Here is a 24,926-nt window from a genome sequence, read left to right as displayed (position 1 = left end):
AGACTATGCAAATTGCTCTTCAACCTGATCCAGGCTAATAGTATCGTAAACACTTATAGTATTTAAGCTTCTATCTATTCTTTTAACTAACCCGCCAAGTACTTTTCCTGGCCCACACTCAAGAATTAACTCTATACCATTATTTTTAAAAAGTTGAATTGTTTCCACCCATCGAACAGGGCTATATAACTGCTCTTTTAGCTTTTCACGTATATGCTGTACTGAATGATAAATGCTTAAGTCGACATTACTCACCACATCATGTTTGGGTTTTTTGAATTCAATCTTAGCCAGGTATTCAGCAAAAGATACTGCAGCATCAGACAATAAAGGACAATGACATGGGACACTGACTGGAATCACTTTTGCAAGACGTGCCCCAGCTTCCTCAGCTAATCCTAGTATTCGTGTTACTGCTGGAGTGTGGCCAGCAACAACTACCTGTCCGATTGCATTATAGTTTGCAGGAGTCACAACCTCATTTGTTTGGCTGGCTTGAGTACATAAGGTTTTTACTTGCTCATCCGTTAAACCAACAATTGCAGCCATAGCCCCCAGGCCCAAGGGCACTGCATTTTGCATTACTTGTCCTCTACGAGCTACCAAACATGCAGCATCAAATAATGACAAGGCATCAGCACAAACCAATGCGGCATATTCACCTAAACTATGGCCAGCCGTAATTATTGGCTGAGCAATATCATGCTGCATCAATACCCTGTATACAGCCACATCAGCAGTAAGCATTGCGACTTGAGTATGCTCTGTTTGATTCAGTTTTTCTTCAGGACCATGTTGCACTAGTTTCCATAGATCATAACCTACAGCTTCTGATGCTTCTGCAAAAGTCTTTACAACAATAGGATATTGCAACTCAAAATCAGCCAACATCCCTATTGATTGCGAACCTTGCCCAGGAAATACAAATGCTGTTTTTACCATATCAAAAATAGCTCCGAACTAAAAATTTAATTCAAAAAAGTTAACTCTAGCAAATTATCAATAACGAATTACCATAGCTCCCCAAGTCATTCCACCACCAAAGGACTCAATCAATAACAGCTCATCTCTCTTAATTTGATTGGTTCGAATAGAATGGTCTAGAGCCAGAGGAATAGATGCAGCCGAAGTATTACCCTGGCTACCAATAGTAACGATCACTTGCGACATAGGAAGGTCAAGTTTTTTAGCAATGGCTTGGATAATACGCATATTTGCTTGGTGAGGAATTAGCCATTGAATATCAGATTTTTTTAAATGACTCACCTCTAAAACTTCATCAACAACATCACCCATAATTTTAACAGCAATTTTAAAAACCTCATTACCACGCATACTAATCGTAGCACGTTGATTATCAAATGTTGCATTACTAAGATTTAATAATTTTTCAGCATCATAAGAAGCGTGTAGCACACTACCCATAAGACCTTGTCTGTCACTGGCACTTAGAACTACTGCTCCGGCACCATCACCAAATAAAACACAGGTTGAACGATCAGTCCAATCCACAGCCCTAGACATGCTTTCACTACCAATAACAAGGATATTTTTTGCGGCGCCAGCAGCAATATACTGTTTCGCAATATCCATTACGTAAACAAAGCCACTGCATGCTGCACCAACATCAAAAGCAGGTATAGGTCGCTTAATTTTTAAAGCATGTTGAACATAGCAAGCTACTCCAGGAAAAAAATGATCCGGAGTACATGTAGCAACCAATATTAAATCAATTTCATCAGCGTCCAAACCTGAAGCATTTAATGCTTGCTCAGCAGCTTTGGATGCCATATACGAGGTAGTTTCATAAGGTTGTGCAATGCTACGACTACTAATACCAGTACGAGTGACGATCCACTCATCACTAGTATCCAGCATTGATTCAAGTTCAAGATTGGTAAGTTGTTTTTCAGGAATATAACTTCCAGTCCCACGTATTACAGCATTTTTCATAACAGCAGTCCCTGATTTATAAAATCATTTATTTGAACACGCACTAAATCAACTACATTATTTTTAACTTCAAGAACTGCTTGTTCAATAGCATGTTGAAACCCAAGCTCATTGGCACCACCATGGCTTTTTACCACTATGCCATTCAAACCGAGCATACTTGCACCATTATAACGAGAAGGATCAAAACGTTTCTTTAGATGCTTTAATGCTGGACGAGCAATTAAAGCAGAAAGCTTGGTATACCAATTCCTACTAAATGCCTCCATGAGTAGATTCACGAAAAGCTTTGCAAGACCTTCGCTCGCTTTTAAAGCGACATTACCCACAAAGCCGTCACAGACTACTAAGTCTACCTCTCCGGTATAAAAATGATCACCTTCTACATAACCTATGTAATTCATAACCTCGCATTCAGCAAGCATATGTGCTGTACGCTTTACTTGATCATTTCCCTTCATTTCTTCCACGCCAATATTCAATAAGGCGATTTTCGGTTTGGGTTTATTAGCTACTGCCTGAACCAATGCAGAGCCCATAACTGCGAATTGAAATAAATGCTCCGCACAAGAGTCGACATTAGCACCTAAATCAATTACCCATGTTCTACCGCGCATAGTCGGCAGTTCGGACACAATTGCGGGTCTATCGATTCCTGGTAAGGTCTTTAAAACATAACGTGCTGTAGCCATTAGGGCACCGGTATTTCCGGCGCTAACACAAGCCTGTGCCATACCCTCTTTCACCAAATTAATGGCTACACGCATGGAAGAATCTTTTTTATTCCGCAAGGCATGTGAAGGCAATTCATCCATAGCCACCACTTCAGAAGCATGAACTATGGAAAATTGATTTGAAGAAGCCATCCCCTGCTTTTTTAGAAATGCTTGAATCTTGTCGTGCACTCCAACAAGAATGAGCTTCAAATCAGGATTATCTTTTGCCGCGCGAATGCAGGCAGGGATCACAACACCTAAACCATGATCCCCACCCATCGCATCTATTGCAATGGTGATATTTTTCAAGAAACTTACTCTTTTTCGTCTTCGTAAACATTACCAGTATCAATCACTTTTCTGCCACGATAATAACCATCCTCTGTCATATGATGACGACGATGAGTTTCACCCGTAGTTGAATCAACAGATAGTGTGGGTTTGGTTAAAGCATCATGCGAACGACGCATATCACGACGTGAGCGTGATTTTTTATTTTGTTGTACGGCCATTGTATTACTCCTAAACAAATTGCATTCATAAAGCGGGAATATTAGTGTTAATTAGATAAAATTTCAATAAAATTCATTTTTTCCCATTAAAATTTGATTTATTTCACTGCTGCAATCATTAATTTTTGGATGAAATTGTGGCGCGTAGAGATGTAACTCATCAATTAGCATATCTTCCAAACATACTTGCAAATTTTCAGAAACAATACACTCGTAATACTCCAATATCTGTTCTGCTCTCTCATCATTACGACATACAGCAACTACTGTCATATTATCATATGGAAATTTAAATTCGTCCAGACAACGCTGGCATCGAATAGGCAACTCCCCCTTAACATGAAGATGGATTAGGTAAAAATCTTCCTTAGCTTCAACATGATACGTAATATCCAACTGACAAATAGTGGTAATAAAATTGGGTAAACGCTCACTAAGTGTTACTGTCATAGTTTGTTGGCTTTGTTTAACCATTTCTTGTAAGTAGAGCATTATTGTCGTATCCTAAAGAGTTATATTTTTTAATAAGTTCCATGGTTTGTTTACAATTCGCTGTCTTGAGTCAAAATGCTGCAGCATTTTAGTCAATAGAATAGAATTGTAAACAGGCTCTACATATAGAGCAACAGCTTAGGATGATACATTTTACACATTCTAAAGCTACAGTTCTGATAAAATGAAATATTAAGCGGTATCTTAATTTTATGAAAGCTAAAGTTATTGTTGGAATGTCTGGTGGTGTTGACTCCTCTGTTGCAGCATGGTTGTTACAAGAGAGAGGCTATGAAGTAGAAGGCTTGTTCATGAAAAACTGGGAACAAGATGATAAAGATGGATTCTGCCCTGCAGCGCAAGATCTTGCAGATGCGCAAGCTGTATGCAATCAATTACATATTCCTCTCCATGCGGTTAATTTTTCTGAAGAGTATTGGCAAAAAGTTTTCACTCATTTTTTAAGTGAATATGAAAAAGGAAGAACACCTAATCCTGATGTATTGTGCAATAAGGAGATCAAATTTAATGCTTTTTTAAATCATGCGTTGAACCTTGGCGCTGACTATATTGCGACAGGACATTACGCTAAAAATAAAACAGAAGGAGACATTGGGCTTTTATTTAAAGCAAAAGATCGTGATAAAGATCAAACCTATTTTCTTCACGCCGTAGATCCCAAAGCTTTGGCAAAAACCCTGTTTCCAGTTGGTGATTATACAAAACCTGAAATTAGAGAGTTTGCTAGGAAGCTTGGCTTGGTGACACAAGCCAAGAAAGATTCGACAGGCATTTGTTTTATTGGTGAAAAGCGCTTTAAATCTTTTTTACAAGAATTCATCTTGGCACGACCAGGAGAGATAAAAAGCACCGATGGTACAGTTCTAGGCAAACATGATGGATTAATGTTTTACACTTTGGGCCAAAGACAAGGATTAGGTATCGGAGGCTTACAAAATTCAACCGATGATCCGTGGTATGTAGTCGATAAAGAAGTTGCTACCAATACTTTATATGTAGCCCAAGGTAGTCAACATCCAATGCTCTATGCACAAGGTCTAATTTGTGGTCCAATCCATTGGCTAGCTGATTACAAGGATAATTTACCGCTTACCTGCTATGCTAAAACAAGATACAGACAAGCGGAACAAGGCTGTATTATATCACCTCAGAATGAAAATCAACATTATGTAATGTTTTCAAATCCACAAAGAGCAGTTACTCCAGGACAATATGTAGTTTTTTATGATAAAAACCAATGTCTAGGTGGAGCAACTATTGAACAAATTATTAGATAAATACATTATACTTGTATTATACAACGGGAGTTAAAATGGCTGCTATTGATATATCCCCCTCTACCAGTACCAGCGACATTCACTTTACTGTTAATGCAGCAGACAAGGTGGCTGAGCTAATAAAAGAGGAAGATAATTTAAACTTAAACCTACGGGTCTCAATTACAGGTGGAGGTTGCTCTGGATTTCAGTATGGATTCAGTTTTGATGAAGAAATCAATGAGGATGATACCGTAGTTATTCAGCAATGTTCAGATGGTATATTTTCAGTAAAACTTCTGGTTGATTCAATGAGTTATCAATACTTGCATCAAGCTGAAATTGATTATGTCCAAGGTATACAAGGCGAACAATTTGTGATTCGTAATCCAAATGCAAAAACCACTTGCGGATGCGGCTCATCGTTTAGTATTGATGATGAGGATGATTACTAAAATAAATCACATTAGTATTTTGATGCAGCGAAACAGAAACTGGTATTACTGCTTCGCTGCACCTCAGTATAGAAGATCAATAGGGTTTAATAATCACCTTAGTTCCTATTCTTATAAAATTCTTGCTTAACCATTTAGCATCTCCAGGGCGTACTCGCACACAACCATGGCTTGCATTATAATTCGGCACATCATAAGAACCATGTATCGCATAATATTTTGAGAAAAACATACAATATGGCATAGGCGAACCACCCTTACCTACTGGATAACGACTAGATTTGCACCCAGGTCCTCCCTTACTCCAAATCGTAAAAACACCGCTTGGAGTTTTACATCCTCTATGTATATCAGCACAATATCGTTTACCTCCAGAACCTTTTCCAGTGCGAACAACTTTTCCATTTGAATCAATAGCCTTCCATGTCAGCGTATTGGGATTGAAGACAAAAGTGTTTGCTAAAGTTGGAGAAGAAAAAAGAAAAAAGGATAAAAGAATGAATAAAGAATATACCAATGATAAAATAGAACTTTGTTTTTCCATAATAATTCCTAATTATTTATCCATCGTCTCCTATATTTTAGTTTAATATTTGATCAAAATAAATTATTTTTACGCAAATAAAGAATATTTGTCCTACTATTAATGAAAGGATGTTAATAAGGTGACTCCATCATGACTAAACATTTGCTTGTAGCCTCCTCCATTTTTTTGGGATGTACATTGATTTCTTTCAATACTAGTGCTGAAGATAAGACTGCCAGCTCTACCAGCAGCTCTACTGGTAGTTCTACAGACACTTCTAATAGCACAATTAATATATCAAAAGACAGCTGGCTAAAATCAGTTACACCATTATTACCTGATCTCATTTGCAAGGGATTTCAGAATGACCCTCAACTAAAAAAGCGTCTTGATGATATCAAAATGACTTATGACCAATGTGTAACTAAGATTCCCGATAGTGTCAGTAAATGTCAACAAGAGCTTTACGCTAATATTCCAGATAAAATTAATACCGACAACGCGGGAGTTTGGGGAAAAGCTCTTGGCGAGTGTATAGGCAAAGATTTTGCAATAAAACACTTAATTCCCAAAAACTAAGAAGTTAAATATTGTAAGTCAACATAAAAGGCGAGAAATGCCTTTTATGTATCCCGTAAAATACACAGTATGTATATATAAAATAAGGTTCAAAACAGGATTAATATTCCTGAAGTTAATTCTTACTCCAATGATTAATACCTGACTTTTCGTCCAAAAAATCAACAAAAGCTTGATGCAATTCCAATTCTTCACTACCTGCTGGCAAAACGATAGGATTTGCCAAGTGAAGTGCAGAAACTTCTTGGTCCTTTACTTTAGCTTGACTTGATGTTTCTTCAACTTCTGTGAAAAAGCTTGTTTGGCCACCTGTCATAGCTAAATAAACATATGCCAGGATCTCGGCATCAAGCAAAGCACCGTGGAGCTCACGATTAAAGTGATCGATACCATATCGTTTACATAAGGCATCCAAACTATTTCGTTGCCCAGGATATTTATCACGAGCCAAAACAAGCGTATCGATAATAGTACAAAAATCCTCTAACTGCTTATTCCATTTAATTAGCCTCAGTTCAGAATTCAAAAATCCCACATCAAAGGGAGCATTATGAATTATTAATTCAGCGCCAATAATAAACTGCCAAAACTCATCAGCCTTTTCTGCAAATAAAGGTTTATCCTTGAGAAATTCATCACTAATCCCATGGACACGAAAAGCTCCCTCATCAACCTGACGTTCCGGATTGAGATAGACATGGAAATGTTTGCCGGTTAATTTTCTATCAACTAATTCGACACAGCCTATTTCAATGACACGATGTCCATGCTCATGCCCTATACCCGTAGTCTCTGTATCTAAAACAATCTGCCGCATTATTTACTCACTTAACTCTTCGATTGCTTGGTTTGCTAAAGCATCAACCAAATCATTTTCCACATGACCAGAATGCCCTTTTACCCAATGCCAATTTATTTTATGGCGCGAAGCCAACTCATCTAGCAACATCCATAGATCTGAATTCTTCACAGGCTCCTTTTTGGAGTTACGCCAACCATTTGATTTCCAGTTGGCTAACCAATCCATCATACCTTGTCTCAAATATTGGGAGTCAGTATATAAATCAACAGTACACGGACGTTTTAAAGCTTCCAGACCTTTAATAGCAGCCATAAGTTCCATGCGATTGTTCGTAGTATGTGCTTCTCCTCCATATAAAGTTTTTTCCTGTCCCTTATAACGAAGCAACACTCCCCAACCGCCAGGTCCTGGATTTCCTTTACATGCCCCATCGGTATAAATTTCTATACTCACGTTCATCCCTAATTTATATTCCACAAATGGAAAAATGGAGTGGTAAATTCCTCATCGAAAATCTTTTGCTTGATTATGGCTATATCAGGTGCAAAAAAGCGATCCGTATCATAAGCCGCTACATCGGAACGTATGCGTTGATAAAATTTTTCTAATAATGTCGATGATTTTAGTGGTTTATGAAACTCAATTCCCTGTCCCGCAGCTAATAACTCAATAGCTAAAATAGTTGCTGTATTATCATTCATCTCTTTTAATCTTCGGGCAGCACTGGTTGCCATAGATACATGATCTTCTTGATTTGCTGAAGTTGGAAGACTATCAACTGAGTGTGGATGAGCAAGAGCCTTATTCTCACTAGCACAAGCCGCTGCAGTAACATGAGCAATCATAAATCCTGAATTTAAACCGCTTTCTTTAATGAGAAAAGCAGGTAAACCGCTAAAGTTTTTATCAATGAGCAGCGCAATGCGTCGTTCAGCGCCTGCTCCTATCTCCGCCACAGCCAAAGCAAGATTATCAGCAGCCATAGCAACTATCTCCCCATGGAAATTCCCCCCTGAAATAATTTGCTTTTGTTCATGAAAAACAAGTGGATTATCAGAAACAGCATTGATTTCAACGTCTAGAGTCATTCTTACGAATCGAATTTGATGCAATATCGCACCCATAATTTGGGGCTGGCATCTTAATGAGTAGGGATCTTGGACGCGAGCGCAATAGCGATGAGCCTCGCGGATCTCGCTTCCAGCTAATAATTCTCTATAACATGCTGCTACATTTTGCTGTGCCTCATGGCCTCGCACTTTTTGAATCCGTTCATCAAATGGCACATCACTGCCATTAGCCGCATCCACTGATAAAGCACCAGCAACCAGTGCGGTTTCAAACAAAGTTTCTGTAATAAACAAGGCATTTAAAGCGATAGCTGTAGAAGCTTGTAATCCGTTTAAAAGAGCGAGTCCTTCTTTCGCTTCCAATTCAATAGGCTTTAAACCCGCGATTTTCAATCCCTCGATAGCACTGATTACTTTTCCTTGATGACGTACATCACCTACGCCTAATAAAGGTAAAGACATGTGAGCCAATGGGGCTAAATCACCAGAAGCACCTACAGAGCCTTTAGATGGAATACAGGGATAAATTTTGTGATTGAATAAAGAGATTAGTGCTTCAATCAGCTCCAGACGAACTCCAGAATACCCTTGAGCCAAATTATTTATCTTCAACAGTAATATTAAGGCAACAATTTCATCAGACAACAGCTCACCTGTTCCACAAGCGTGGGAAAGGACTATATTTCGCTGTAACTGTTTCAGATTTTCTTCTGAAATCGTTTGATTTGCCAATGATCCAAAACCCGTATTAATTCCATATACAGTTTTTTTATCAAGAATTACTTTTTTAACCGTTTGATGCGATGCATGAATCCTCTCAAATGCCTCTTTAGCAAGAACACAATGTAATTGCTGATTTAAAATAAATTTGATTGACTGCAAGTTCAACTCGCCAGGTTGAAGAATAAAAGGTTCCTGCATTAATTTACCTCCTTAAAATATTATTGGGTCCATTTGACCCAACATGAGATCACGACTAGGATCACAAATTTTCTGGACAAAAGTCCGAACAAATCGAGCTCTAAGATTCCATAGGCAGCCAAAGTGAGTTTTCTTTAGCGCATTTTTTTGCAAGTTCATACCCTGCATCCGCATGACGCATAACTCCAGTCGCCGGGTCATTATGGAGTACTTTTGCCAAACGTTTTGCAGCTTTATCTGTGCCATCCGCTACAATCACAACTCCAGCATGTTGTGAAAATCCCATACCTACTCCACCACCATGATGGATGCTAACCCAAGTTGCACCACTCGCACAATTTAATAAAGCGTTGAGTAAAGGCCAATCAGATACAGCGTCACTGCCATCAATCATCCCTTCAGTTTCACGATTAGGGCTTGCTACTGAACCAGAGTCTAAATGATCCCGTCCTATTACAATAGGTGCTTTAACTTCTCCATTACGAACCATTTCATTAAAAGCCAATGCTAAACGAGCACGATCTTTTAACCCAACCCAACATATACGTGCCGGCAATCCCTGGAACGCAATTTTTTTCCTCGCCATATCCAACCAATTATGAAGATGCTTGTTATCTGGAATTAATTTTTTAACCATTTCATCAGTGGTATAAATATCTTCAGGATCTCCTGATAAGGCAACCCATCTAAAAGGGCCTATTCCTTCGCAAAATAAAGGCCGGATGTAAGCAGGAACAAAACCTTCGAATTCAAAAGCACTTTTTTCTCCCGCTTCAAAAGCCATTTGTCTTATATTATTCCCATAGTCAAAAACAGGAATGCCTATTTTTTGAAATTCCAGCATCGCATGAACCTGTACGGCCATAGACTGTTTTGCTGCAGTGACCACTTCATCCGGTGCAGTTTTACGCAATTTTGCAGCCTTCTCTAAGGTCCATCCAGCAGGAAGATATCCATTTAAAGGATCATGGGCACTCGTTTGGTCAGTAACTAAAGCTGGTAAAGCACCTCGCTGAACCAACTGAGGGAAAATTTCTGCAGCATTTCCTAAAACAGCAACAGATAATGGACTTTTGTTTTGACACGACTCATTTATCCATGCCAAAGCTTCATCCAAGTCTGTTGTATATCGATCTAAGTATTTTGTTTTAATACGCTTTTCTATTCTTGATAGATCACACTCCACGGCTAACACACTAGCTCCAGCCATAGTGCCAGCTAAAGTTTGTGCTCCCCCCATTCCACCTAAACCACCTGTTAAAATCCAACGTCCCTCTAAACTTCCAGCGTAGTGTTTACGGGCAGCTGCAACAAAAGTTTCATAAGTTCCTTGTACAATGCCTTGCGAACCAATATAAATCCAGCTTCCTGCAGTCATCTGCCCATACATCATCAAGCCTTTTTTATCCAATTCATTAAAATACTCCCAAGTAGCCCAGCGCGGGACTAAATTAGAATTGGCGATAAGAACTCGAGGCGCATCCTCATGAGTGGTAAACACACCAACAGGTTTACCTGATTGAATTAACAGAGTTTGTTGTTCATTTAATGTCTTGAGAACATCGACTATTTTGTTAAAACACTCCCAATTACGAGCGGCCTTCCCTAAACCTCCATAAACAATAAGAGAATCTGGGTCTTCTGCCACATCTGGGTCAAGGTTATTGCACAGCATGCGAAGCGCCGCTTCAGTTAGCCAGCTTTTAGCTTGTTTTTCATTTCCACGATCTGCTCTAATTATTCGATTTGTTTTATAGTCTTCCATTAAGAAACGCTCCATAGCGAAAATAAAATAGGAGCATCATACACCAGAGCTATTTCAGAGCATAGATATCAATTTTAGTCATGGAATATTTTAGATAAATCTTTACAAGCTTCGCTGATGATCGCTCATAATAATTATTCACTTTGATTACTATAATTACTAATTGCTGCTCAAAGTGACCTTCAAGAGAACACATTGTCTATGAACCCTCATAATACTATGTTATAATTGGGCTACTCTCAATTCACGTATCTAAATAAAGTGCACACCAACTCTGAAAAACACCCAAAGTCACTCCGTATTTTTTTTGCAACTGAGATGTGGGAACGATATGGTTTTTATGTAGTTCAATCTCTTTTGGCACTTTATTTAGCTTTGCATTTCAAATGGCCCGATAAGCAAGTTTATGCATTAGTTGGCTCTTTTACTGCATTGACCTACCTTTCCCCTGTAGTAGGAGGATGGATTGCAGATAAATTAATAGGACAAAAACGCGCTGTTCTACTCGGTGCGGTAGTACTCTTTGTGAGCTATTGCATTTTATCATTAGTCGATAATACTACTGTACTTACAGCATGTCTTGCAGCAATTGCCGTAGGGACCGGACTATTGAAGCCAAACATTTCATCCCTTTTGGGTAATGAATATCTTACGGGCTCTGCTCGTCGTGAGAGTGGTTTTACTATTTTTTATATGGGAATTACTACAGGTATTATTTTAGGGACTACATTACCAAGTATTTTAAACGAGTATTTTGGATGGGTAGCCTCTTTCACCAGTGCAGCAATTGGTATGATCATAGCCTTCCTCGTTTTTTTACATGGCATCAAAAAATACAATATTAAAGACTACAATCCTTATGTTTTTCAATATAAAAAAATTGCTATAGCTATTCTCTTAATGATATTCCTATGGTCTTTATCATTTTATATTTTAAATTCACCTCAATTAGCCAATCTTATATTTGGACTTGTTGTATTATTCTCAGTGGCTTATATCCTATATTCAGTCAGCAAAGAAGATGCCAATCAATCCCGTCAAACTCTTGTAATTGGTTTATTGTGTATCATTTCAGTAGTATTCTGGTCTTTCTATTTTCAAATGTTTATGTCATTAACTCTATTTATTTCGCGAGTTGTTGAGCCAACATTTTGTGGTATTCATTTCCCTGCGCCATATTATGTAACAATTCAAAGTATAGGAATGCTGATTATTGGTTACTTTCTGGCGCAGAGAAACCCTAAACTCAATTTAGTGGAACGTGGGTTAAGTATTGGAAGAAAATTTCTGCTTGCCATATTTATTACCACAGCAGCTTATGCTGTTATTGCCTTAGCCAGCAACTTGACTGATAAAAATGCCTTACTTACACCTCTTTTAATCATTCCTGCTTATTTAATGTTTTCATTGGCTGAACTCCTTTTGTCTCCTGTTGGATTATCTGCAATTACACTTCTAGCAGACAAAAACAAAGTGAGCACCCTGATGGGTATCTTTTTCGTTTCTCTGGGAATCGGCGGATTTTTATCAGGCAAACTGGCTTCATTAGCTGCGATTCCATCCGGCGAAACAAATATTGTAGTATTAAAAACTCTTTATGCTGCAGCATTCACCCAACAATTAGGAATACTATTTATTGCTGCCTTATGCTGCCTGGTCTTATTTGCAGTAATCAAATTCTTATTAACTCATACGCATTTAAGCGATTCACCATCATTGGAATTGAAACAAAATGGAATTTAGCATCCATTTTGTTTCATCTATCCCAAATAGTGGATCCTCGAGCTTTAATTCAAACAAATAAAAAAATAATATGATGATTAACCAGGATTTTTCTTATTAGTCAGGGATTTTTCCTGCAATTAAGTTGGATACGTTCATCCCAGCCCTTTTTATATAGGGAAAATACTGTTATCATTCAGCGCGTTTTATAAATGATTAGCTAATTTATGTCAGATCAAAATCCAATGTTAACTAAACTGTTACAATTGCTTGATGACAATCAGGCTATTGATGTTAAAGTAATTGATGTTCGAAAACAAACTGCAATTACTGATTATATGATTATTACTTCAGGCCGTTCTTCTCGGCATGTTAAAGCAATTGCACAAAAAATAATGGAAGATATGAAATCTGCTGGCTCTCCTGCCATGAATTGCACAGGGCTGGAAACAGGTGATTGGGTTCTTATTGACTTTAGCGACTTTATCATTCACGTCATGCAGCCTGAATACAGGCAATATTATAATCTGGAAGGTCTGTGGGAAGAAACACCCAAAGATTAAATACTTTTATTAAATAGTTATGTTAAAAATTACCATCATTACTTTAGGTAATAAAATGCCCGACTGGGTTAACCAGGGGTCTAATGAATATGCCAAACGATTGAATGATGGTATACAACTCAAACTCATTGAAATACCATTGCTTCGCCGCGGTAAATCGTCAGACTTATTACGAATATTAGACAAGGAATCTGCGCTAATCAGGGATGCTTTACCCAATAACGCGCGAATTATTGCTCTTGATATTGAAGGTAAAGCGTTTAGCAGTGAGGAGATGGCACTTAAGATATCTCAACTACAACAAATACACAGTCATCTCTGCTTTATAATCGGGGGGCCTGAAGGGCTATCTCAAGAAATCATTAAACTATGTGACGAGCGCTGGTCTTTATCCAAGCTTACCCTTCCTCATCCATTAGTACGTATTATTTTACTGGAAACCTTATATAGAGCCTGGTCTATTATTAACAATCATCCATATCATAAGTAATGTAACGATGTGACAAAGCTATAGTAAACAATCTAATTTTAAGTTACTATGCAGGTTTTTAAGTCCAGCTTAACTGACTGTGCGTCAATGAGTCGAAATCAATCTTTTAAAAATTACCGGTCAGAATCCCAGCATCAACTTTTTAGAATTAATCTGCTGGTAGCTTTCCTTATTATTTTATCTTTAATCCTTGTTTTAAGACTGGCATTTTTGCAAATTTCCGAATTTAAAAAATATCAAACTCTATCTTTAAAAAATCAAATGAGTATTATTCCTATTGCTCCACCAAGAGGAGTAATTCTCGATAGGAACGGTATTTTGCTTGCGGAAAACATCCCTGTTTACGTATTGGAAATTATCCCTGAACATGTTAAAAGCATGGAGCAAACACTAACTGAATTACATAAATTAATTCCTTCGATTACAGAAGAAGATATTAAAAATTTCAAACGTACACGAAAGCAAAACCGCTCTTTTGTACCCATACCAGTTAAATTAAAATTAACTCAAGAGGAAGTGGCGCTTTTTGCCATCAATCAATATCATTTTCCTGGTGTTAGTATTAAAGCTCGTTTGATGCGCCATTATCCCTTAGGTGAGATAACAGCTCATGTTCTGGGTTATGTTGGTCGAATCAATGTTGAGGAATTAAGGGCAGTAGATCCAACCAATTATCGTGCCACGAACTTTATTGGCAAGGCAGGTGTTGAAAAATATTACGAGGATGTCCTTCATGGTAAGGTGGGATACCAAATGGTAGAAACCGATGTCAGTGGACGCACTCTAAGGGTTGTTGATAAAATTAATCCGCATTCAGGGGCAAAACTTTATTTAAGTATTGATGTCAGACTTCAACAAGCGGCTTATGAAGCACTCAAAGACAAACGAGGCGCAGCTGTCGTGATTAACTCTAAAAATGGTGAAATTTTGGCCATGGCGAGTTCTCCAAGTTTTGATCCCAATATTTTTGTCGGTGGTGTCAGTACTAAAGAATACAAAAAATTGTCAAATACCTTACAAAGACCGTTATTTAATCGTGCGGTACGTGGTGTATATCCTCCTGCATCGACAATTAAACCATTTGTTGGTTTAGCAGGCTTAGATAAAGGGTTTATCACTACTGCAACAACTATTTATGATCCAGGCCGATATAAACTTCCTACCGCCAGCCACATCTATAGAGATTGGAAAAAAACAGGTCATGGAATGATTAACTTTAAAAGAGCAATCACTGTTTCCTGTGATACTTATTTTTATCAACTGGGAAATAAAATGGGTATTTCCAATATTGAAGATATGCTTGTAAAATTTGGTTTGGGCCATTTAAGCCATATCGATCTTTATGAAGAAGCTGCAGGTATTGTACCGAGCTTACGATGGAAAAAACAAACTAAGGGTGTTTCTTGGTATCCTGGTGATACCTTAATTACCTCTATAGGACAAGGTTTTATGCTTGCTACACCATTACAAATGGCAAATGCGACTGCTTCGTTAAGCCAACATGGACAGCGGTTTAGGCCTCATTTGTTAACGAAAACTGTAAACAGTGATAGTGGTGAGATAAAACAATATAAGCCGGTTGAGGAATATCCAATTTACCTTAGAGATGAAGCAAACTGGGATATTGTTGCAGATGCAATGCACAACGTTTTAACCAGTAATGAGGGAACAGGATATCGATTCGGACGCAACCCTCCTTACCCTGTTGCTGGAAAGACTGGTACAGCACAAGTATTTAGTGGAAGACAATATGAAAAAGTTAAATATGAAGACATCCCCGAAGCATTACGGGACAACTCATTATTCATTGCATTTACTCCGGTTGAAAACCCTGAAATCGCACTTGCAGTTGTTGTAGAGAATGATGTTGCTGCTTCCACTGTTGCACGTAAAGTGCTCGATACATACTATCAACTTTATCCGATGAAAACTCATGAACAGACGACACACTAAACCCGTTTATCGGTTTACTACAAAATCGCTACATTTGGATTTTCCCTTATTGGGATTACTACTTTTATTGATAAGCTTTGGTCTTTTGATCTTATACAGCGCCTCCAATGCGAATACAAGTATGATCTTACGCCAATCAATGAGACTCATTTTTGCATCACTCATTATGATTGTGCTTGGTTTTATTCCTCCTCATAAATATAAAATATGGACTCCGTGGATATATAGCGTAGGACTGACTTTATTGCTTGCTGTGATGCTCATGGGCAAAATCGGGAAAGGTGCGCAACGCTGGCTTGAATTGGGTTTATTTCGCTTTCAACCCTCTGAAATCATGAAACTGGCTGTTCCTATGATGGCTGCATGGTATTTTGATCGACAAGCTCGCCCCAGCAGTTTTAAATCGCTAACTGTTGCAGGGCTCATTATCTGCGTACCTGCGCTGCTTATTGCAAAACAACCCGATTTAGGGACTGCAATTATGGTGTCTGCTGCAGGACTATGTGTTGTATTTTTAGCTGGAATAAGGTTTAAAGTTATTTTGTTGCTTGTGCTCCTAATAGGCTCTGCCATTCCAGTGGTCTGGCATGTCATGCATGATTATCAAAAACAACGTGTCTATATGCTGCTTGATCCAGAACAAGACCCGCTTGGAGCTGGGTATCATATTATCCAATCCAAGATTGCCATTGGATCAGGTGGGCTTGCTGGAAAAGGTTGGTTACAAGGGAGCCAATCTCATCTTAATTTCTTACCTGAACATGCTACGGACTTTATCTTTGCAGTCACAAGTGAAGAGTTTGGTTTCGCAGGTGGCTTTGCCATTATTGCCCTTATTGTTCTGACTTCTCTAAGAAGCCTGAACATCGCATCTAATGCCCAAACGACATATACCCGCCTCTTAGCTGCAAGCCTGGCCATGTCATTTTTTATGTCAGGCTTTGTCAATATTGGGATGGTTATGGGAATTATTCCGGTTGTTGGCATTCCTTTGCCTTTGGTCAGCTACGGAGGCACAGCAATGGTTACCTTTTTAGCGAGCTTTGGGATCTTGATGTCCATTAGTTCACATAAAATTTTATTTAATAGCTTAAATTGATTGTAATTTGAGTGTGTCGGGTCTGTTTTTGTAGGATGGTGTAGCGGAACCTGATAATATGCTGCACTAAAACATCCGTGTTCTCCTGCGCTGTGTCTAGACTATATTGTTTAAATTAAAAAAATTCTGCCACTCGCTCATAACTTCGCCGATGAATGGCACAAGGCCCAAGTCGACTTAATGCTTCTCGATGAGCAGCTGTCGCATATCCTTTATGATCTGCAAACCCATACCCAGGATAAAGTGCATCAAAGGCTACCATTTCTGCGTCTCGTAACACTTTAGCAAGAATTGAAGCGGCACTGATTTCAGGAATTAAATTGTCACCTTGTACAATCGCATTACAAGGAATACTCAGTTTTGGCATATATATACCATCAACTAACACTCGATCTGGTTTGATTGGTAACGCTTCAACTGCGCGTTGCATCGCTAGCAAAGTTGCATGATGGATATTTAAGATATCAATTTCATCTACCTCTGCCCTGCCATATGCATAAGCAATAGCCTGCTCCTTTATTCGCTCGGATAATAATTCACGTTTCTTTGCGCTCAATTTTTTCGAGTCTGCAAGACCCTCTATAGGAGCTTTTAAAATAACTGCTGCAGTTACAACTGCACCTGCCAAAGGACCACGTCCCACTTCATCTACGCCAGCTATAAGCATAATATTCTTCTCTTTCTTTAATCAGTATAGCCATAGGGCATCAACGTTCGCTAATAATACTCTTTTAAAATTGATTTATCATCCAAGAAATGCGATCATGCGCACAAATAATTGACAGATGAAGATAATGAGTAAAATCCGCTGTGCAGTCATCGGTGTAGGTTATTTAGGCAAATTTCATGCACAAAAATATCAACTTATTCCAAATGCAGAACTCATTGGGGTTTGCGATCTGAATCAAAGTGTACTAGAAACAGCATCGCAGGACTTACATGTTCCTGGCTATAATGACTACCATGACTTATTCGATAAAGTTGATGCCGTGAGTATCGCAGCAACAACCAACAAACATTTTGAAATTGCCAAAGCTTTTTTAGAACAAGGCATCCATGTTTTAATTGAAAAACCAATTACTGAAACAGTAGCCCAAGCAAAAGAATTAATTCAACTTGCCCAAAAACACCAAGTAAAAATACAAGTTGGACATCTTGAGCGTTTTAATTCGGCGCGGTTAGCTTTGGATGAATATTTAGAAACACCTTTATTTATTGAATCAGAACGTTTAGCTCCATTCAAACCACGCGGCGCTGACGTTAATGTGATTCTTGATGTCATGATCCACGACATTGATTTAATTCAAAATATGGTTAAAAGCCCAATTACTTCGATTCTTGCTCAAGGTACGCCTATACTTACCAATGCTATTGATATAGCCAATGCTCGAATTACATTTGCCAATGGCTGCGTGGCTAATCTTACAGCCAGTCGAGTTAGCTTTAAAACAGAGCGCAAGGCACGAATATTTCAAAAAAACTCCTATCTTTCAATTGACTATCAGAGCAAAAAGCTTGCTGTATTTAAAAAAGGGACTGGGGAAATGTTTCCTGGAATTCCTGATATTGTCCGAGAAGAAAAAGAGTATGAGCAAGGTGATGCATTATTTGAAGAAATAAAATCATTCGTCAAATGCATCCAAGAAAACAGTACTCCACTTGTAACAGGTGAAGATGGTCTCCATGCACTTGATGTTGCAGAAACAATAACTTCGCTTATCCAGAATAGCTTAATTGAACATCATGCAAAACTCTAAACACGTTGTCATTATAGCAGGTGAGGAATCTGGCGATGTTCATGCATCAGTTTTGATTCGTCAATTAAAAGCCGCTTATTCTAATATCGAAATCAGTGGAATTGGTGGCAAACACATGCAAGAAGCTGGAGCGCAAATAATTACTGACTTAGCTCGCTTTGGTGTCACAGGACTTACTGCTGTTATTCGCAATCTAAATGTAATCCGCAAGGCATTTTCGGCAATTAAAAAACATTTAAATCAGCAAAAGCCTGACCTACTTATTTTAGTAGATTATCCGGGCTTTAATTTAAGACTAGCAAAGTATGCAAAGCAGAAATTAGGGATTAAAATTCTATACTACATCAGCCCCCAAATTTGGGCGTGGAAAGCGAATCGTATTCATCTTATCAAAAAATGCATTGATCAAATGGCAGTCATTTTGCCTTTTGAAAAAATTATATATGAGAAAGCTCAAGTTCCAGTGAGTTTTGTAGGTCATCCTTTAGTAGAAAAAATAACATCTGTTGATGATCTCCAATCACAACGCAAAGCATTGGGTCTTCCTCCGGAGGCAAACATTTTTGCTCTTCTTCCCGGAAGTCGTGCTAACGAAATAAAATATCATATGCCAGTGTTGCGTGACACCGCTCTAATTTTGCAGCAACGTTATCCCAATTTACATTTTGTAATTCCCATTGCAGATACGATTAATCCAGAAAAAATCAAAAATTATTTTTCTAAGCTAAGTTTACCTATTAGCTTTGTACAAGGCCAAGCAGTACACTGCATGGCTGCTGCAAATTTTGTTATCGTCGCTTCTGGAACTGCCTCTCTTGAGTGTGCTTTATTAGAAAAACCGATGTGTATTATTTACAGATCGTCCTTTCTTTCCTATGTGCTGGCGATGAGATTTATCAAAGTCAAATTTTTTGGTCTGTGCAATCTCTTAGCGAATAAAATGATTATCCCCGAGTTTTTACAGTATGATTGCAATGCTCATGAATTGACCCGTTATGTTGATCTTTTCCACAATGACCCAGAGCAACCTACGAAAATGATTTCCCATTTAAATCGAGTAAAAAGCTCATTGTCTTCAGAAAAGTCTGATCGCTCATTATTTAATCTTGTGGCCAATGAATTGCTCGAAAAAAATGCATAGTTTTCTCTTAAAAATATAGAATATCAATTATCCTTCATGTACAATTAATTTTGCTTTCATTTTGAATGTTAGCAATTGGAATGTATGATTTAATTAATAATAAGGAAGTTAAGATGACTGTCATTGAAACACCTGAAGCTACATTAAGCATAACGAAACAAGACCAAGGCCTGCAAGATTTAGTCTATAGTCTAGTTACTCGTTTTCTCGCAGAAAATAAAAGCAAAAGCATTGATGATCTTTATGATATGATATTATCTGAAGTTGAGCCTCCATTACTTCAAGCGGTAATGGAAAAACGTCGTGGCAATCAACTGCAAGCAGCTAAGATGCTAGGCATTAGCCGCGGCACAATCAGAAAGAAACTCCAAAGATATTTTGGAACTAAATATTTTCGTCTAACTGACGAATAATTTAAAAATCAGAAATTATTTACATCTTAAAAGGCTCGAATATCGAGCCTTTTTTTTGCAATAAACATAAATTCGCTTTTGTAAGGATAAATATGTGATGAAGAAACTAATATATCTCACACCGTTAATAGGCCTTCTCATCACTTCATGTGTTACTGATAAACCTGATGTAATTGCAGATGATGCAGGCAATCTACATTACACCATACCCTATCAAGATGATACACGAGGCCGCAACATATTTCCCATCAAGCAAGATGTCCAAGGCAAAAAACTCTTTATTTTTGACCCTAAAGTGGATGCATGGGCCGCATATGACGCGCAAGGCAATAGAGTTATGACAGGTAGTGCCTCTGGTGGAATGGATTATTGTGAGGATATTCATGAATCGTGCCGCACAGTTGTCGGAACTTACCATGTATTCAATAAAAAAGGCGCCGACTGTAAATCTAATGAGTACCCTATTGCCCGCGATGGTCATGTAGTGGGAGGCGCCAAAATGCCTTATTGTATGCATTTCCATGATGGCTATGCGATTCATGCTGCATATGAAGTACCTAAATACAATAGCAGTCATGGCTGCATTCGTGTTTTACCTGGGGCTGCAAAATGGCTCAATGAGCATTTCATTGATGTAGGAACTACGGTATTGGTTCTTCCATATGCATAACACATAACATGCATACCCATTAATCCTGGAAAAGTAACAATATTTTTCCAGGATTTTTTTAAAAAATAATACTTATTGACTCTGTAAAGCACTTATATAAAATGCAGCTAAATATTACAGAGGGATTGGAGTATGTCGCTATCAAAATTAAATCTTGAACTTTCAGTTGAGCAAATAACGGATAAGTACATTGAAAGTTCAAACTATTCTACTTTGCGTGACTCATGTATTATTTTATCGCCAATTCCTTTTGTAACCAGCGAAATCAAAGCTCTACTATCTCATATTCTTCAGATTGATCAGAAGGAATCAACGTCTGATTTAACATTAGATGCTTGTAAAAAACAATCCCAATACGATTTAGATGAACAAAGGCGTGATCATCAAGAGTCAGATGATGATTCTCTTTTGGCAGTTAACTTAGAGTTTCAATTACAACTCCTGCGCGAGAAAACAAGATCTGCAGAAGCAGAGAAACGACAGTACCAGGAAAATATTCGTCTCCTTCAAGTCCGCATAAAACACCTAGATGAACTTATTTTAGCGGCGCATAAGAAAGACGAAGAAACTCACCAACATCACTCTCATTCAGAACCAGCGGATACTCCTTCAAAAGCCACTCATAATTATCCTCATCTGGAAACAATTGAGCAACACGATCATACAACACATACTCACCCGGAGGTTTCCCCACATTTAAATACAACTGACAGGGATTCAAATACAACACTACATGGACACGCGGGAGCAGACTTAGTACGCGAAAAAGATACTCTTATAAAGGAACTAAACTCACTCCAAATAGGATTAAAGAGCGAACAATTATGTCATCAAAAGCTGATTGAAAGTCACAATAAAATAAGCAAAAAATTTTTGGATTTACCCGAAAAAGCAAAACAAAGACAGATACGAGCAGAAGCAAGAACGACAAGAGTTATAGCGCGTTTAGGAGATGATCCTACTTTATTGCAGCTCTCAGAAGAAAACCGTCATTCACTGAATAAGTCTGTTGAGACAGCGCACAAAAAACTGCATCAAAAACAAGAGCAATTGATGCAGCGAGCTATTGAGATAAGCTATCAAACTTATCTTACACGTCTTGAAATTTATTTGCAATCAGCAACAAATCGAAGTTACCAGGAAAACGAAGCGTTAAAACAAATAATTCAATTTATACGTGAATATCTTACACTTAAAGCGGAGGAGCAACGAGTAAGATTGGTACGAAATGCCGTTTTTTTTGAGAAGGAGGAAATAGTACGGGATAAGTCTCAAAACGAAAAAAAAGTTGAACGATTTAAACAATCAATCCCGCAACTGGCCTTTAAAAATGTGAGTTTAGGAAAGGAAAATGAACAATTAGAAATCGCCATCAAGGAGCGTCATAATTATAGGAATACCCTTCTCAAAATAGGATTGCTCTTCTTTTTCTTGGCAGCCGGAGGAGCTGGTGCAGCGGCAGTCGTTACAGGGGAGATTTTTGCAATAACTTCTCTTTTTATGGCTCCAGCTGCACTACTTGCTGTCGTTACATTAAGTCTATTCATTGCTGCATTGATCTATACAATAAAAAACAGTATGGACAGAAATCAATTAAGTACAAATCAAACCATAATAAGAGATAATATCGTAACCATTGCCCAACAAGATAGTGAAATAATTTCGCTTGAAAAAGAAATACTGCCTGAACTAGCACATAAAATAAGCGGGGCTGAAGGTAATCTAAGCAGGCTGGATAAACACATCGATGGCTTATTCCAACATGCTGAATTGAAATTAAATAACGCAAAAAAAGTAACTGTTCAATATCCAGTCAGCCAACCTTTTTTCACTAGTGATCAAACATCTCAATATTCTTATCAAGATTCAAGCGCATCAGCCGCCTTTATGCATGAGTCTCTTGAAGAAAGTACGTTTACACCTAATTAAATTATAGCTTGGATGTAGTGAGGCAGAACTGCCGTTCATGTTAATCCCCCCTGACCTTATCCGACGTTCTGCAGCTTGAGCGCTGGAGCTAGAAATAATAAGAATCACTGGATCCCGCGAACAAGCCGCGGGACGTAGATAAAACACTTGGTTTCTGAACAAAATAACAGCTCTGATTCTTCCTTCTCCTACTATTTCTTAAACTGAAGTATAGTGGCCTGGGACAAATACTAAACTGCAGATGAAACCAATAATTTATTAACTCGATTTACAAAATCTGCAGGATTATCTAATTGCCCACCTTCAGCTAAAACTGCTTGCTCAAACAGCATAGTGACCCATAATTCAAATAAATCATCATCTTGAATATCATGTAACCGCTTAATTAGCTGGTGGTCAGGATTTATTTCAAATACAGGTTTGCTTATAGGGACCTGCTGACCTGCAGCTTGCAGAATACGTTGCATTTCTAATCCCATATCTTGCTCATCTGCAACAATACAAGCAGGTGAATCAGTCAGCCTGTTTGTCACCATCACATCTTTAATCCGTGTATCCAAAACCTTTTTAATATGTTTTAGCAAAGGTTCAAGAGTTTTTTCTTGTTCTTTGATTTGCTCTGGTGACTCATCGCCTAGCTCTACCTTACCTTTGGAAATGGACTGAAGTTTCTTTCCATCATATTCACTTAAATAACCAACTAACCACTCATCAACTTTGTCGCTAAGCAACAATACTTCAATCCCTTTTTTTCTAAAAATTTCTAGGTGAGGACTATTTTTAGCCGCATTATAACTGGACGCAGTAATGTAATAAATTTTTTCCTGACCTTCTTTCATCCGACTGACATACTCATCCAAGGTTGCATCTTGTTTCTCGGAACCGCTTGTCGTTGTTGCAAAACGCAGCAGTTTGGCAATAGCCTCTTTATTGGTAAAGTCTTCAATTGGCCCTTCCTTTAAGACCAACCCAAACTCATTCCAAAACTTTTGATAGGTTTCCTTGTCTTGGGTGCTCATTTTTTCAAGCATAGCTAAAACACGTTTTGTACATGCAGAACGGATACTCTCTACTTGTTTGTTGTCTTGTAAAATCTCTCGCGACACATTAAGCGGTAAATCACTCGCATCCACAATACCTTTTACAAAACGTAAATAGCGAGGTAAAAATTGAGTTGCATCGTCCATAATAAAAACACGTTTAACATAAAGCTTTAAGCCATGTTTAACTTCATGTTGCCATAAATCAAATGGTGCATGTGCTGGAATATACAGCAAAGAAATATAATCATGTTTTCCTTCAACATGGTTGTGTGACCAAATGAGCGGATCTTGGAAGTCATGAGAAATATGCTTATAAAGTTGTTTGTACTCTTCATCAGAAACATCTGATTTTTGCATTGTCCATAATGCAGTTGCCTTATTTACAGTTTCATACTCGTTTGTTTCTTTATCATCCTGAGAGATTTTCTTCATAATGATTGGCCAGCAAATATGATCCGAGTATTTACTGATAATACTGCGCAGACGCCAATTACTGAGAAACTCATCATTCTCATCTTTGATATGTAAAGTGATTTCAGTACCGCGAGTTGCTTTATTTTCAGAACCAATGGTAAATTCTCCTTCGCCATTGGATTCCCAAACAATGCCTTCTTCGGGTTTCACTCCCGCACGTCGACTTTTCACAGTAACTTTATCAGCAACAATAAATGCTGAGTAAAAGCCTACACCAAATTGTCCGATCAACTGAGAGTCTTTTGCACTTTCCCCAGTTAAATGGCTCATGAATTCTTTGGTACCCGATTTCGCGATTGTACCTAAATTGTCAACAGCCTCATCCCAAGTTAAGCCAATACCATTATCTTTAATCGTGATTGTTTTTAACTTTTCATTAACATCAACAGTAATACTTAAATCAGAATCATTTTCATACAGCGACCCGTTTGATAAAGCTAAGAATCTTAATTTATCCAAGGCATCAGAAGCATTGGAAATTAACTCACGTAAAAATATTTCCTTGTTGCTATAAAGTGAATGCACTACCAAATGCAACATCTGCTTTACTTCTGTTTGAAAGCCCATGGTTTGTTGCTTACTTGACATTTACCTAATCTCCTAT

Annotated in this window: 25 protein-coding genes; 13 read left to right on the top strand and 12 right to left on the bottom strand. The window is 38.0% G+C overall.

From position 1 onward, the window contains the following. Nucleotides 1–3 precede the first annotated feature (3 nt). The 5 genes from fabD to Lpar_RS12420 all read right to left on the bottom strand — a co-directional run bounded on the left by fabD (nucleotide 4) and on the right by Lpar_RS12420 (nucleotide 3,673). Complete coding sequence (gene fabD / locus Lpar_RS12440; RefSeq protein WP_058518226.1) at nucleotides 4–942, bottom strand: ACP S-malonyltransferase; 939 nt, start codon at nucleotides 940–942, stop codon at nucleotides 4–6. A 57-nt stretch (nucleotides 943–999) separates the two neighbouring features. After that, entirely contained in the window at nucleotides 1,000–1,953 is a 954-nt protein-coding gene (locus tag Lpar_RS12435) for a beta-ketoacyl-ACP synthase III (protein WP_058518225.1), read from the bottom strand. Further along, nucleotides 1,950–2,978 (bottom strand): phosphate acyltransferase PlsX, encoded by a 1,029-nt coding sequence (gene plsX / locus Lpar_RS12430; protein ID WP_058518224.1) that lies wholly within the window; start codon nucleotides 2,976–2,978, stop codon nucleotides 1,950–1,952. The genes Lpar_RS12435 and plsX overlap by 4 nt, the downstream gene beginning before the upstream one ends. A 5-nt stretch (nucleotides 2,979–2,983) precedes the next feature. Next, entirely contained in the window at nucleotides 2,984–3,181 is a 198-nt protein-coding gene (rpmF, locus tag Lpar_RS12425) for a 50S ribosomal protein L32 (protein WP_058518223.1), read from the bottom strand. 63 nt (nucleotides 3,182–3,244) lie between these two features. Continuing rightward, nucleotides 3,245–3,673, bottom strand: a complete 429-nt coding sequence (locus tag Lpar_RS12420; protein ID WP_058518222.1) for a YceD family protein — start codon at nucleotides 3,671–3,673, stop codon at nucleotides 3,245–3,247. Between the two features lie 212 nt (nucleotides 3,674–3,885). On the opposite strand from Lpar_RS12420, the gene mnmA reads away from it, so the two are divergent. Together mnmA and erpA are read left to right on the top strand one after the other, a co-directional pair. Next, nucleotides 3,886–4,971, top strand: a complete 1,086-nt coding sequence (gene mnmA, locus Lpar_RS12415; RefSeq protein WP_058518221.1) for a tRNA 2-thiouridine(34) synthase MnmA — start codon at nucleotides 3,886–3,888, stop codon at nucleotides 4,969–4,971. 35 nt (nucleotides 4,972–5,006) lie between these two features. Continuing rightward, nucleotides 5,007–5,405: an iron-sulfur cluster insertion protein ErpA gene (erpA, locus tag Lpar_RS12410; RefSeq protein ID WP_058518220.1), complete on the top strand. Its 399-nt coding sequence runs from the start codon at nucleotides 5,007–5,009 to the stop codon at nucleotides 5,403–5,405. Nucleotides 5,406–5,481: 76 nt separating this feature from the next. Here the strand turns inward: erpA and Lpar_RS12405 are convergent, their stop codons facing one another. After that, nucleotides 5,482–5,949, bottom strand: a complete 468-nt coding sequence (locus Lpar_RS12405) for a L,D-transpeptidase (RefSeq protein WP_058518219.1) — start codon at nucleotides 5,947–5,949, stop codon at nucleotides 5,482–5,484. Between the two features lie 132 nt (nucleotides 5,950–6,081). On the opposite strand from Lpar_RS12405, the gene Lpar_RS12400 reads away from it, so the two are divergent. Beyond that, on the top strand, nucleotides 6,082–6,510 hold the full coding sequence (locus Lpar_RS12400) for a hypothetical protein (protein WP_058518218.1): 429 nt from the start codon (nucleotides 6,082–6,084) through the stop codon (nucleotides 6,508–6,510). Between the two features lie 115 nt (nucleotides 6,511–6,625). On the opposite strand, the gene dnaQ is transcribed toward Lpar_RS12400, so the two are convergent. From dnaQ to hutU, 4 genes are all read right to left on the bottom strand, one after another. Next, complete coding sequence (gene dnaQ, locus Lpar_RS12395; RefSeq protein ID WP_058518217.1) at nucleotides 6,626–7,327, bottom strand: DNA polymerase III subunit epsilon; 702 nt, start codon at nucleotides 7,325–7,327, stop codon at nucleotides 6,626–6,628. 3 nt (nucleotides 7,328–7,330) lie between these two features. Beyond that, a complete protein-coding gene (gene rnhA / locus Lpar_RS12390) occupies nucleotides 7,331–7,765 on the bottom strand; it encodes a ribonuclease HI (RefSeq protein ID WP_058519264.1) in 435 nt (144 codons plus the stop codon). A gap of 8 nt (nucleotides 7,766–7,773) precedes the next feature. Beyond that, entirely contained in the window at nucleotides 7,774–9,303 is a 1,530-nt protein-coding gene (gene hutH, locus Lpar_RS12385) for a histidine ammonia-lyase (RefSeq protein WP_058518216.1), read from the bottom strand. A gap of 100 nt (nucleotides 9,304–9,403) precedes the next feature. After that, on the bottom strand, nucleotides 9,404–11,068 hold the full coding sequence (gene hutU / locus Lpar_RS12380; RefSeq protein ID WP_058518215.1) for a urocanate hydratase: 1,665 nt from the start codon (nucleotides 11,066–11,068) through the stop codon (nucleotides 9,404–9,406). A 261-nt stretch (nucleotides 11,069–11,329) separates the two neighbouring features. Between hutU and Lpar_RS12375 the strand changes: the two genes are divergently transcribed. The 5 genes from Lpar_RS12375 to rodA all read left to right on the top strand — a co-directional run bounded on the left by Lpar_RS12375 (nucleotide 11,330) and on the right by rodA (nucleotide 16,895). Further along, nucleotides 11,330–12,811, top strand: a complete 1,482-nt coding sequence (locus tag Lpar_RS12375) for a peptide MFS transporter (RefSeq protein WP_082650381.1) — start codon at nucleotides 11,330–11,332, stop codon at nucleotides 12,809–12,811. Nucleotides 12,812–13,017: 206 nt separating this feature from the next. Further along, nucleotides 13,018–13,353, top strand: a complete 336-nt coding sequence (rsfS, locus tag Lpar_RS12370; protein ID WP_058518214.1) for a ribosome silencing factor — start codon at nucleotides 13,018–13,020, stop codon at nucleotides 13,351–13,353. Nucleotides 13,354–13,372: 19 nt separating this feature from the next. Continuing rightward, nucleotides 13,373–13,843 carry a 23S rRNA (pseudouridine(1915)-N(3))-methyltransferase RlmH gene (gene rlmH, locus Lpar_RS12365; protein ID WP_058518213.1) on the top strand — a complete coding sequence of 157 codons (471 nt, stop codon included), beginning with the start codon at nucleotides 13,373–13,375 and terminating at the stop codon, nucleotides 13,841–13,843. A gap of 87 nt (nucleotides 13,844–13,930) precedes the next feature. Then, nucleotides 13,931–15,796: a penicillin-binding protein 2 gene (gene mrdA / locus Lpar_RS12360; RefSeq protein WP_058518212.1), complete on the top strand. Its 1,866-nt coding sequence runs from the start codon at nucleotides 13,931–13,933 to the stop codon at nucleotides 15,794–15,796. Further along, nucleotides 15,777–16,895, top strand: a complete 1,119-nt coding sequence (rodA, locus tag Lpar_RS12355; protein ID WP_058518211.1) for a rod shape-determining protein RodA — start codon at nucleotides 15,777–15,779, stop codon at nucleotides 16,893–16,895. Before mrdA ends, rodA begins: the two co-directional genes overlap by 20 nt. Nucleotides 16,896–17,010: 115 nt before the next feature. On the opposite strand, the gene rnhB is transcribed toward rodA, so the two are convergent. Beyond that, nucleotides 17,011–17,562, bottom strand: a complete 552-nt coding sequence (gene rnhB / locus Lpar_RS12350; protein WP_058518210.1) for a ribonuclease HII — start codon at nucleotides 17,560–17,562, stop codon at nucleotides 17,011–17,013. Nucleotides 17,563–17,689: 127 nt separating this feature from the next. Between rnhB and Lpar_RS12345 the strand changes: the two genes are divergently transcribed. The 5 genes from Lpar_RS12345 to Lpar_RS12325 all read left to right on the top strand — a co-directional run bounded on the left by Lpar_RS12345 (nucleotide 17,690) and on the right by Lpar_RS12325 (nucleotide 22,805). Continuing rightward, a complete protein-coding gene (locus Lpar_RS12345; RefSeq protein ID WP_058518209.1) occupies nucleotides 17,690–18,652 on the top strand; it encodes a Gfo/Idh/MocA family protein in 963 nt (320 codons plus the stop codon). Continuing rightward, on the top strand, nucleotides 18,639–19,793 hold the full coding sequence (gene lpxB / locus Lpar_RS12340; RefSeq protein ID WP_058518208.1) for a lipid-A-disaccharide synthase: 1,155 nt from the start codon (nucleotides 18,639–18,641) through the stop codon (nucleotides 19,791–19,793). Before Lpar_RS12345 ends, lpxB begins: the two co-directional genes overlap by 14 nt. 113 nt (nucleotides 19,794–19,906) lie before the next feature. Next, complete coding sequence (locus Lpar_RS12335; protein WP_019232137.1) at nucleotides 19,907–20,206, top strand: helix-turn-helix domain-containing protein; 300 nt, start codon at nucleotides 19,907–19,909, stop codon at nucleotides 20,204–20,206. 97 nt (nucleotides 20,207–20,303) lie between these two features. Next, nucleotides 20,304–20,876, top strand: a complete 573-nt coding sequence (locus Lpar_RS12330; protein WP_058518207.1) for a L,D-transpeptidase — start codon at nucleotides 20,304–20,306, stop codon at nucleotides 20,874–20,876. A gap of 132 nt (nucleotides 20,877–21,008) precedes the next feature. After that, entirely contained in the window at nucleotides 21,009–22,805 is a 1,797-nt protein-coding gene (locus Lpar_RS12325; RefSeq protein WP_058518206.1) for a hypothetical protein, read from the top strand. A 230-nt stretch (nucleotides 22,806–23,035) separates the two neighbouring features. Here the strand turns inward: Lpar_RS12325 and htpG are convergent, their stop codons facing one another. Beyond that, nucleotides 23,036–24,910 (bottom strand): molecular chaperone HtpG, encoded by a 1,875-nt coding sequence (htpG, locus tag Lpar_RS12320; RefSeq protein ID WP_058518205.1) that lies wholly within the window; start codon nucleotides 24,908–24,910, stop codon nucleotides 23,036–23,038. Nucleotides 24,911–24,926: the final 16 nt, after the last annotated feature.

The sequence above is a fragment of the Legionella parisiensis genome, from assembly GCF_001467945.1.
Classification (GTDB): domain Bacteria; phylum Pseudomonadota; class Gammaproteobacteria; order Legionellales; family Legionellaceae; genus Legionella; species Legionella parisiensis.
This window is presented reverse-complemented; position numbering and strand designations above follow the sequence as displayed.

What these genes read in the sequence shown, in the direction of transcription:
- fabD (WP_058518226.1), bottom strand. Translation starts at nt 942, where the DNA reads ATGGTAAAAACAGCATTTGTATTTCCTGGGCAAGGTTCGCAATCAATA.
- Lpar_RS12435 (WP_058518225.1), bottom strand. Translation starts at nt 1,953, where the DNA reads ATGAAAAATGCTGTAATACGTGGGACTGGAAGTTATATTCCTGAAAAA.
- rpmF (WP_058518223.1), bottom strand. Translation starts at nt 3,181, where the DNA reads ATGGCCGTACAACAAAATAAAAAATCACGCTCACGTCGTGATATGCGT.
- Lpar_RS12420 (WP_058518222.1), bottom strand. Translation starts at nt 3,673, where the DNA reads ATGCTCTACTTACAAGAAATGGTTAAACAAAGCCAACAAACTATGACA.
- mnmA (WP_058518221.1), top strand. Translation starts at nt 3,886, where the DNA reads ATGAAAGCTAAAGTTATTGTTGGAATGTCTGGTGGTGTTGACTCCTCT.
- erpA (WP_058518220.1), top strand. Translation starts at nt 5,007, where the DNA reads ATGGCTGCTATTGATATATCCCCCTCTACCAGTACCAGCGACATTCAC.
- Lpar_RS12405 (WP_058518219.1), bottom strand. Translation starts at nt 5,949, where the DNA reads ATGGAAAAACAAAGTTCTATTTTATCATTGGTATATTCTTTATTCATT.
- Lpar_RS12400 (WP_058518218.1), top strand. Translation starts at nt 6,082, where the DNA reads ATGACTAAACATTTGCTTGTAGCCTCCTCCATTTTTTTGGGATGTACA.
- dnaQ (WP_058518217.1), bottom strand. Translation starts at nt 7,327, where the DNA reads ATGCGGCAGATTGTTTTAGATACAGAGACTACGGGTATAGGGCATGAG.
- hutH (WP_058518216.1), bottom strand. Translation starts at nt 9,303, where the DNA reads ATGCAGGAACCTTTTATTCTTCAACCTGGCGAGTTGAACTTGCAGTCA.
- hutU (WP_058518215.1), bottom strand. Translation starts at nt 11,068, where the DNA reads ATGGAAGACTATAAAACAAATCGAATAATTAGAGCAGATCGTGGAAAT.
- rsfS (WP_058518214.1), top strand. Translation starts at nt 13,018, where the DNA reads ATGTCAGATCAAAATCCAATGTTAACTAAACTGTTACAATTGCTTGAT.
- rlmH (WP_058518213.1), top strand. Translation starts at nt 13,373, where the DNA reads ATGTTAAAAATTACCATCATTACTTTAGGTAATAAAATGCCCGACTGG.
- mrdA (WP_058518212.1), top strand. Translation starts at nt 13,931, where the DNA reads ATGAGTCGAAATCAATCTTTTAAAAATTACCGGTCAGAATCCCAGCAT.
- rodA (WP_058518211.1), top strand. Translation starts at nt 15,777, where the DNA reads ATGAACAGACGACACACTAAACCCGTTTATCGGTTTACTACAAAATCG.
- rnhB (WP_058518210.1), bottom strand. Translation starts at nt 17,562, where the DNA reads ATGCTTATAGCTGGCGTAGATGAAGTGGGACGTGGTCCTTTGGCAGGT.
- Lpar_RS12345 (WP_058518209.1), top strand. Translation starts at nt 17,690, where the DNA reads ATGAGTAAAATCCGCTGTGCAGTCATCGGTGTAGGTTATTTAGGCAAA.
- lpxB (WP_058518208.1), top strand. Translation starts at nt 18,639, where the DNA reads ATGCAAAACTCTAAACACGTTGTCATTATAGCAGGTGAGGAATCTGGC.
- Lpar_RS12335 (WP_019232137.1), top strand. Translation starts at nt 19,907, where the DNA reads ATGACTGTCATTGAAACACCTGAAGCTACATTAAGCATAACGAAACAA.
- Lpar_RS12330 (WP_058518207.1), top strand. Translation starts at nt 20,304, where the DNA reads ATGAAGAAACTAATATATCTCACACCGTTAATAGGCCTTCTCATCACT.
- Lpar_RS12325 (WP_058518206.1), top strand. Translation starts at nt 21,009, where the DNA reads ATGTCGCTATCAAAATTAAATCTTGAACTTTCAGTTGAGCAAATAACG.
- htpG (WP_058518205.1), bottom strand. Translation starts at nt 24,910, where the DNA reads ATGTCAAGTAAGCAACAAACCATGGGCTTTCAAACAGAAGTAAAGCAG.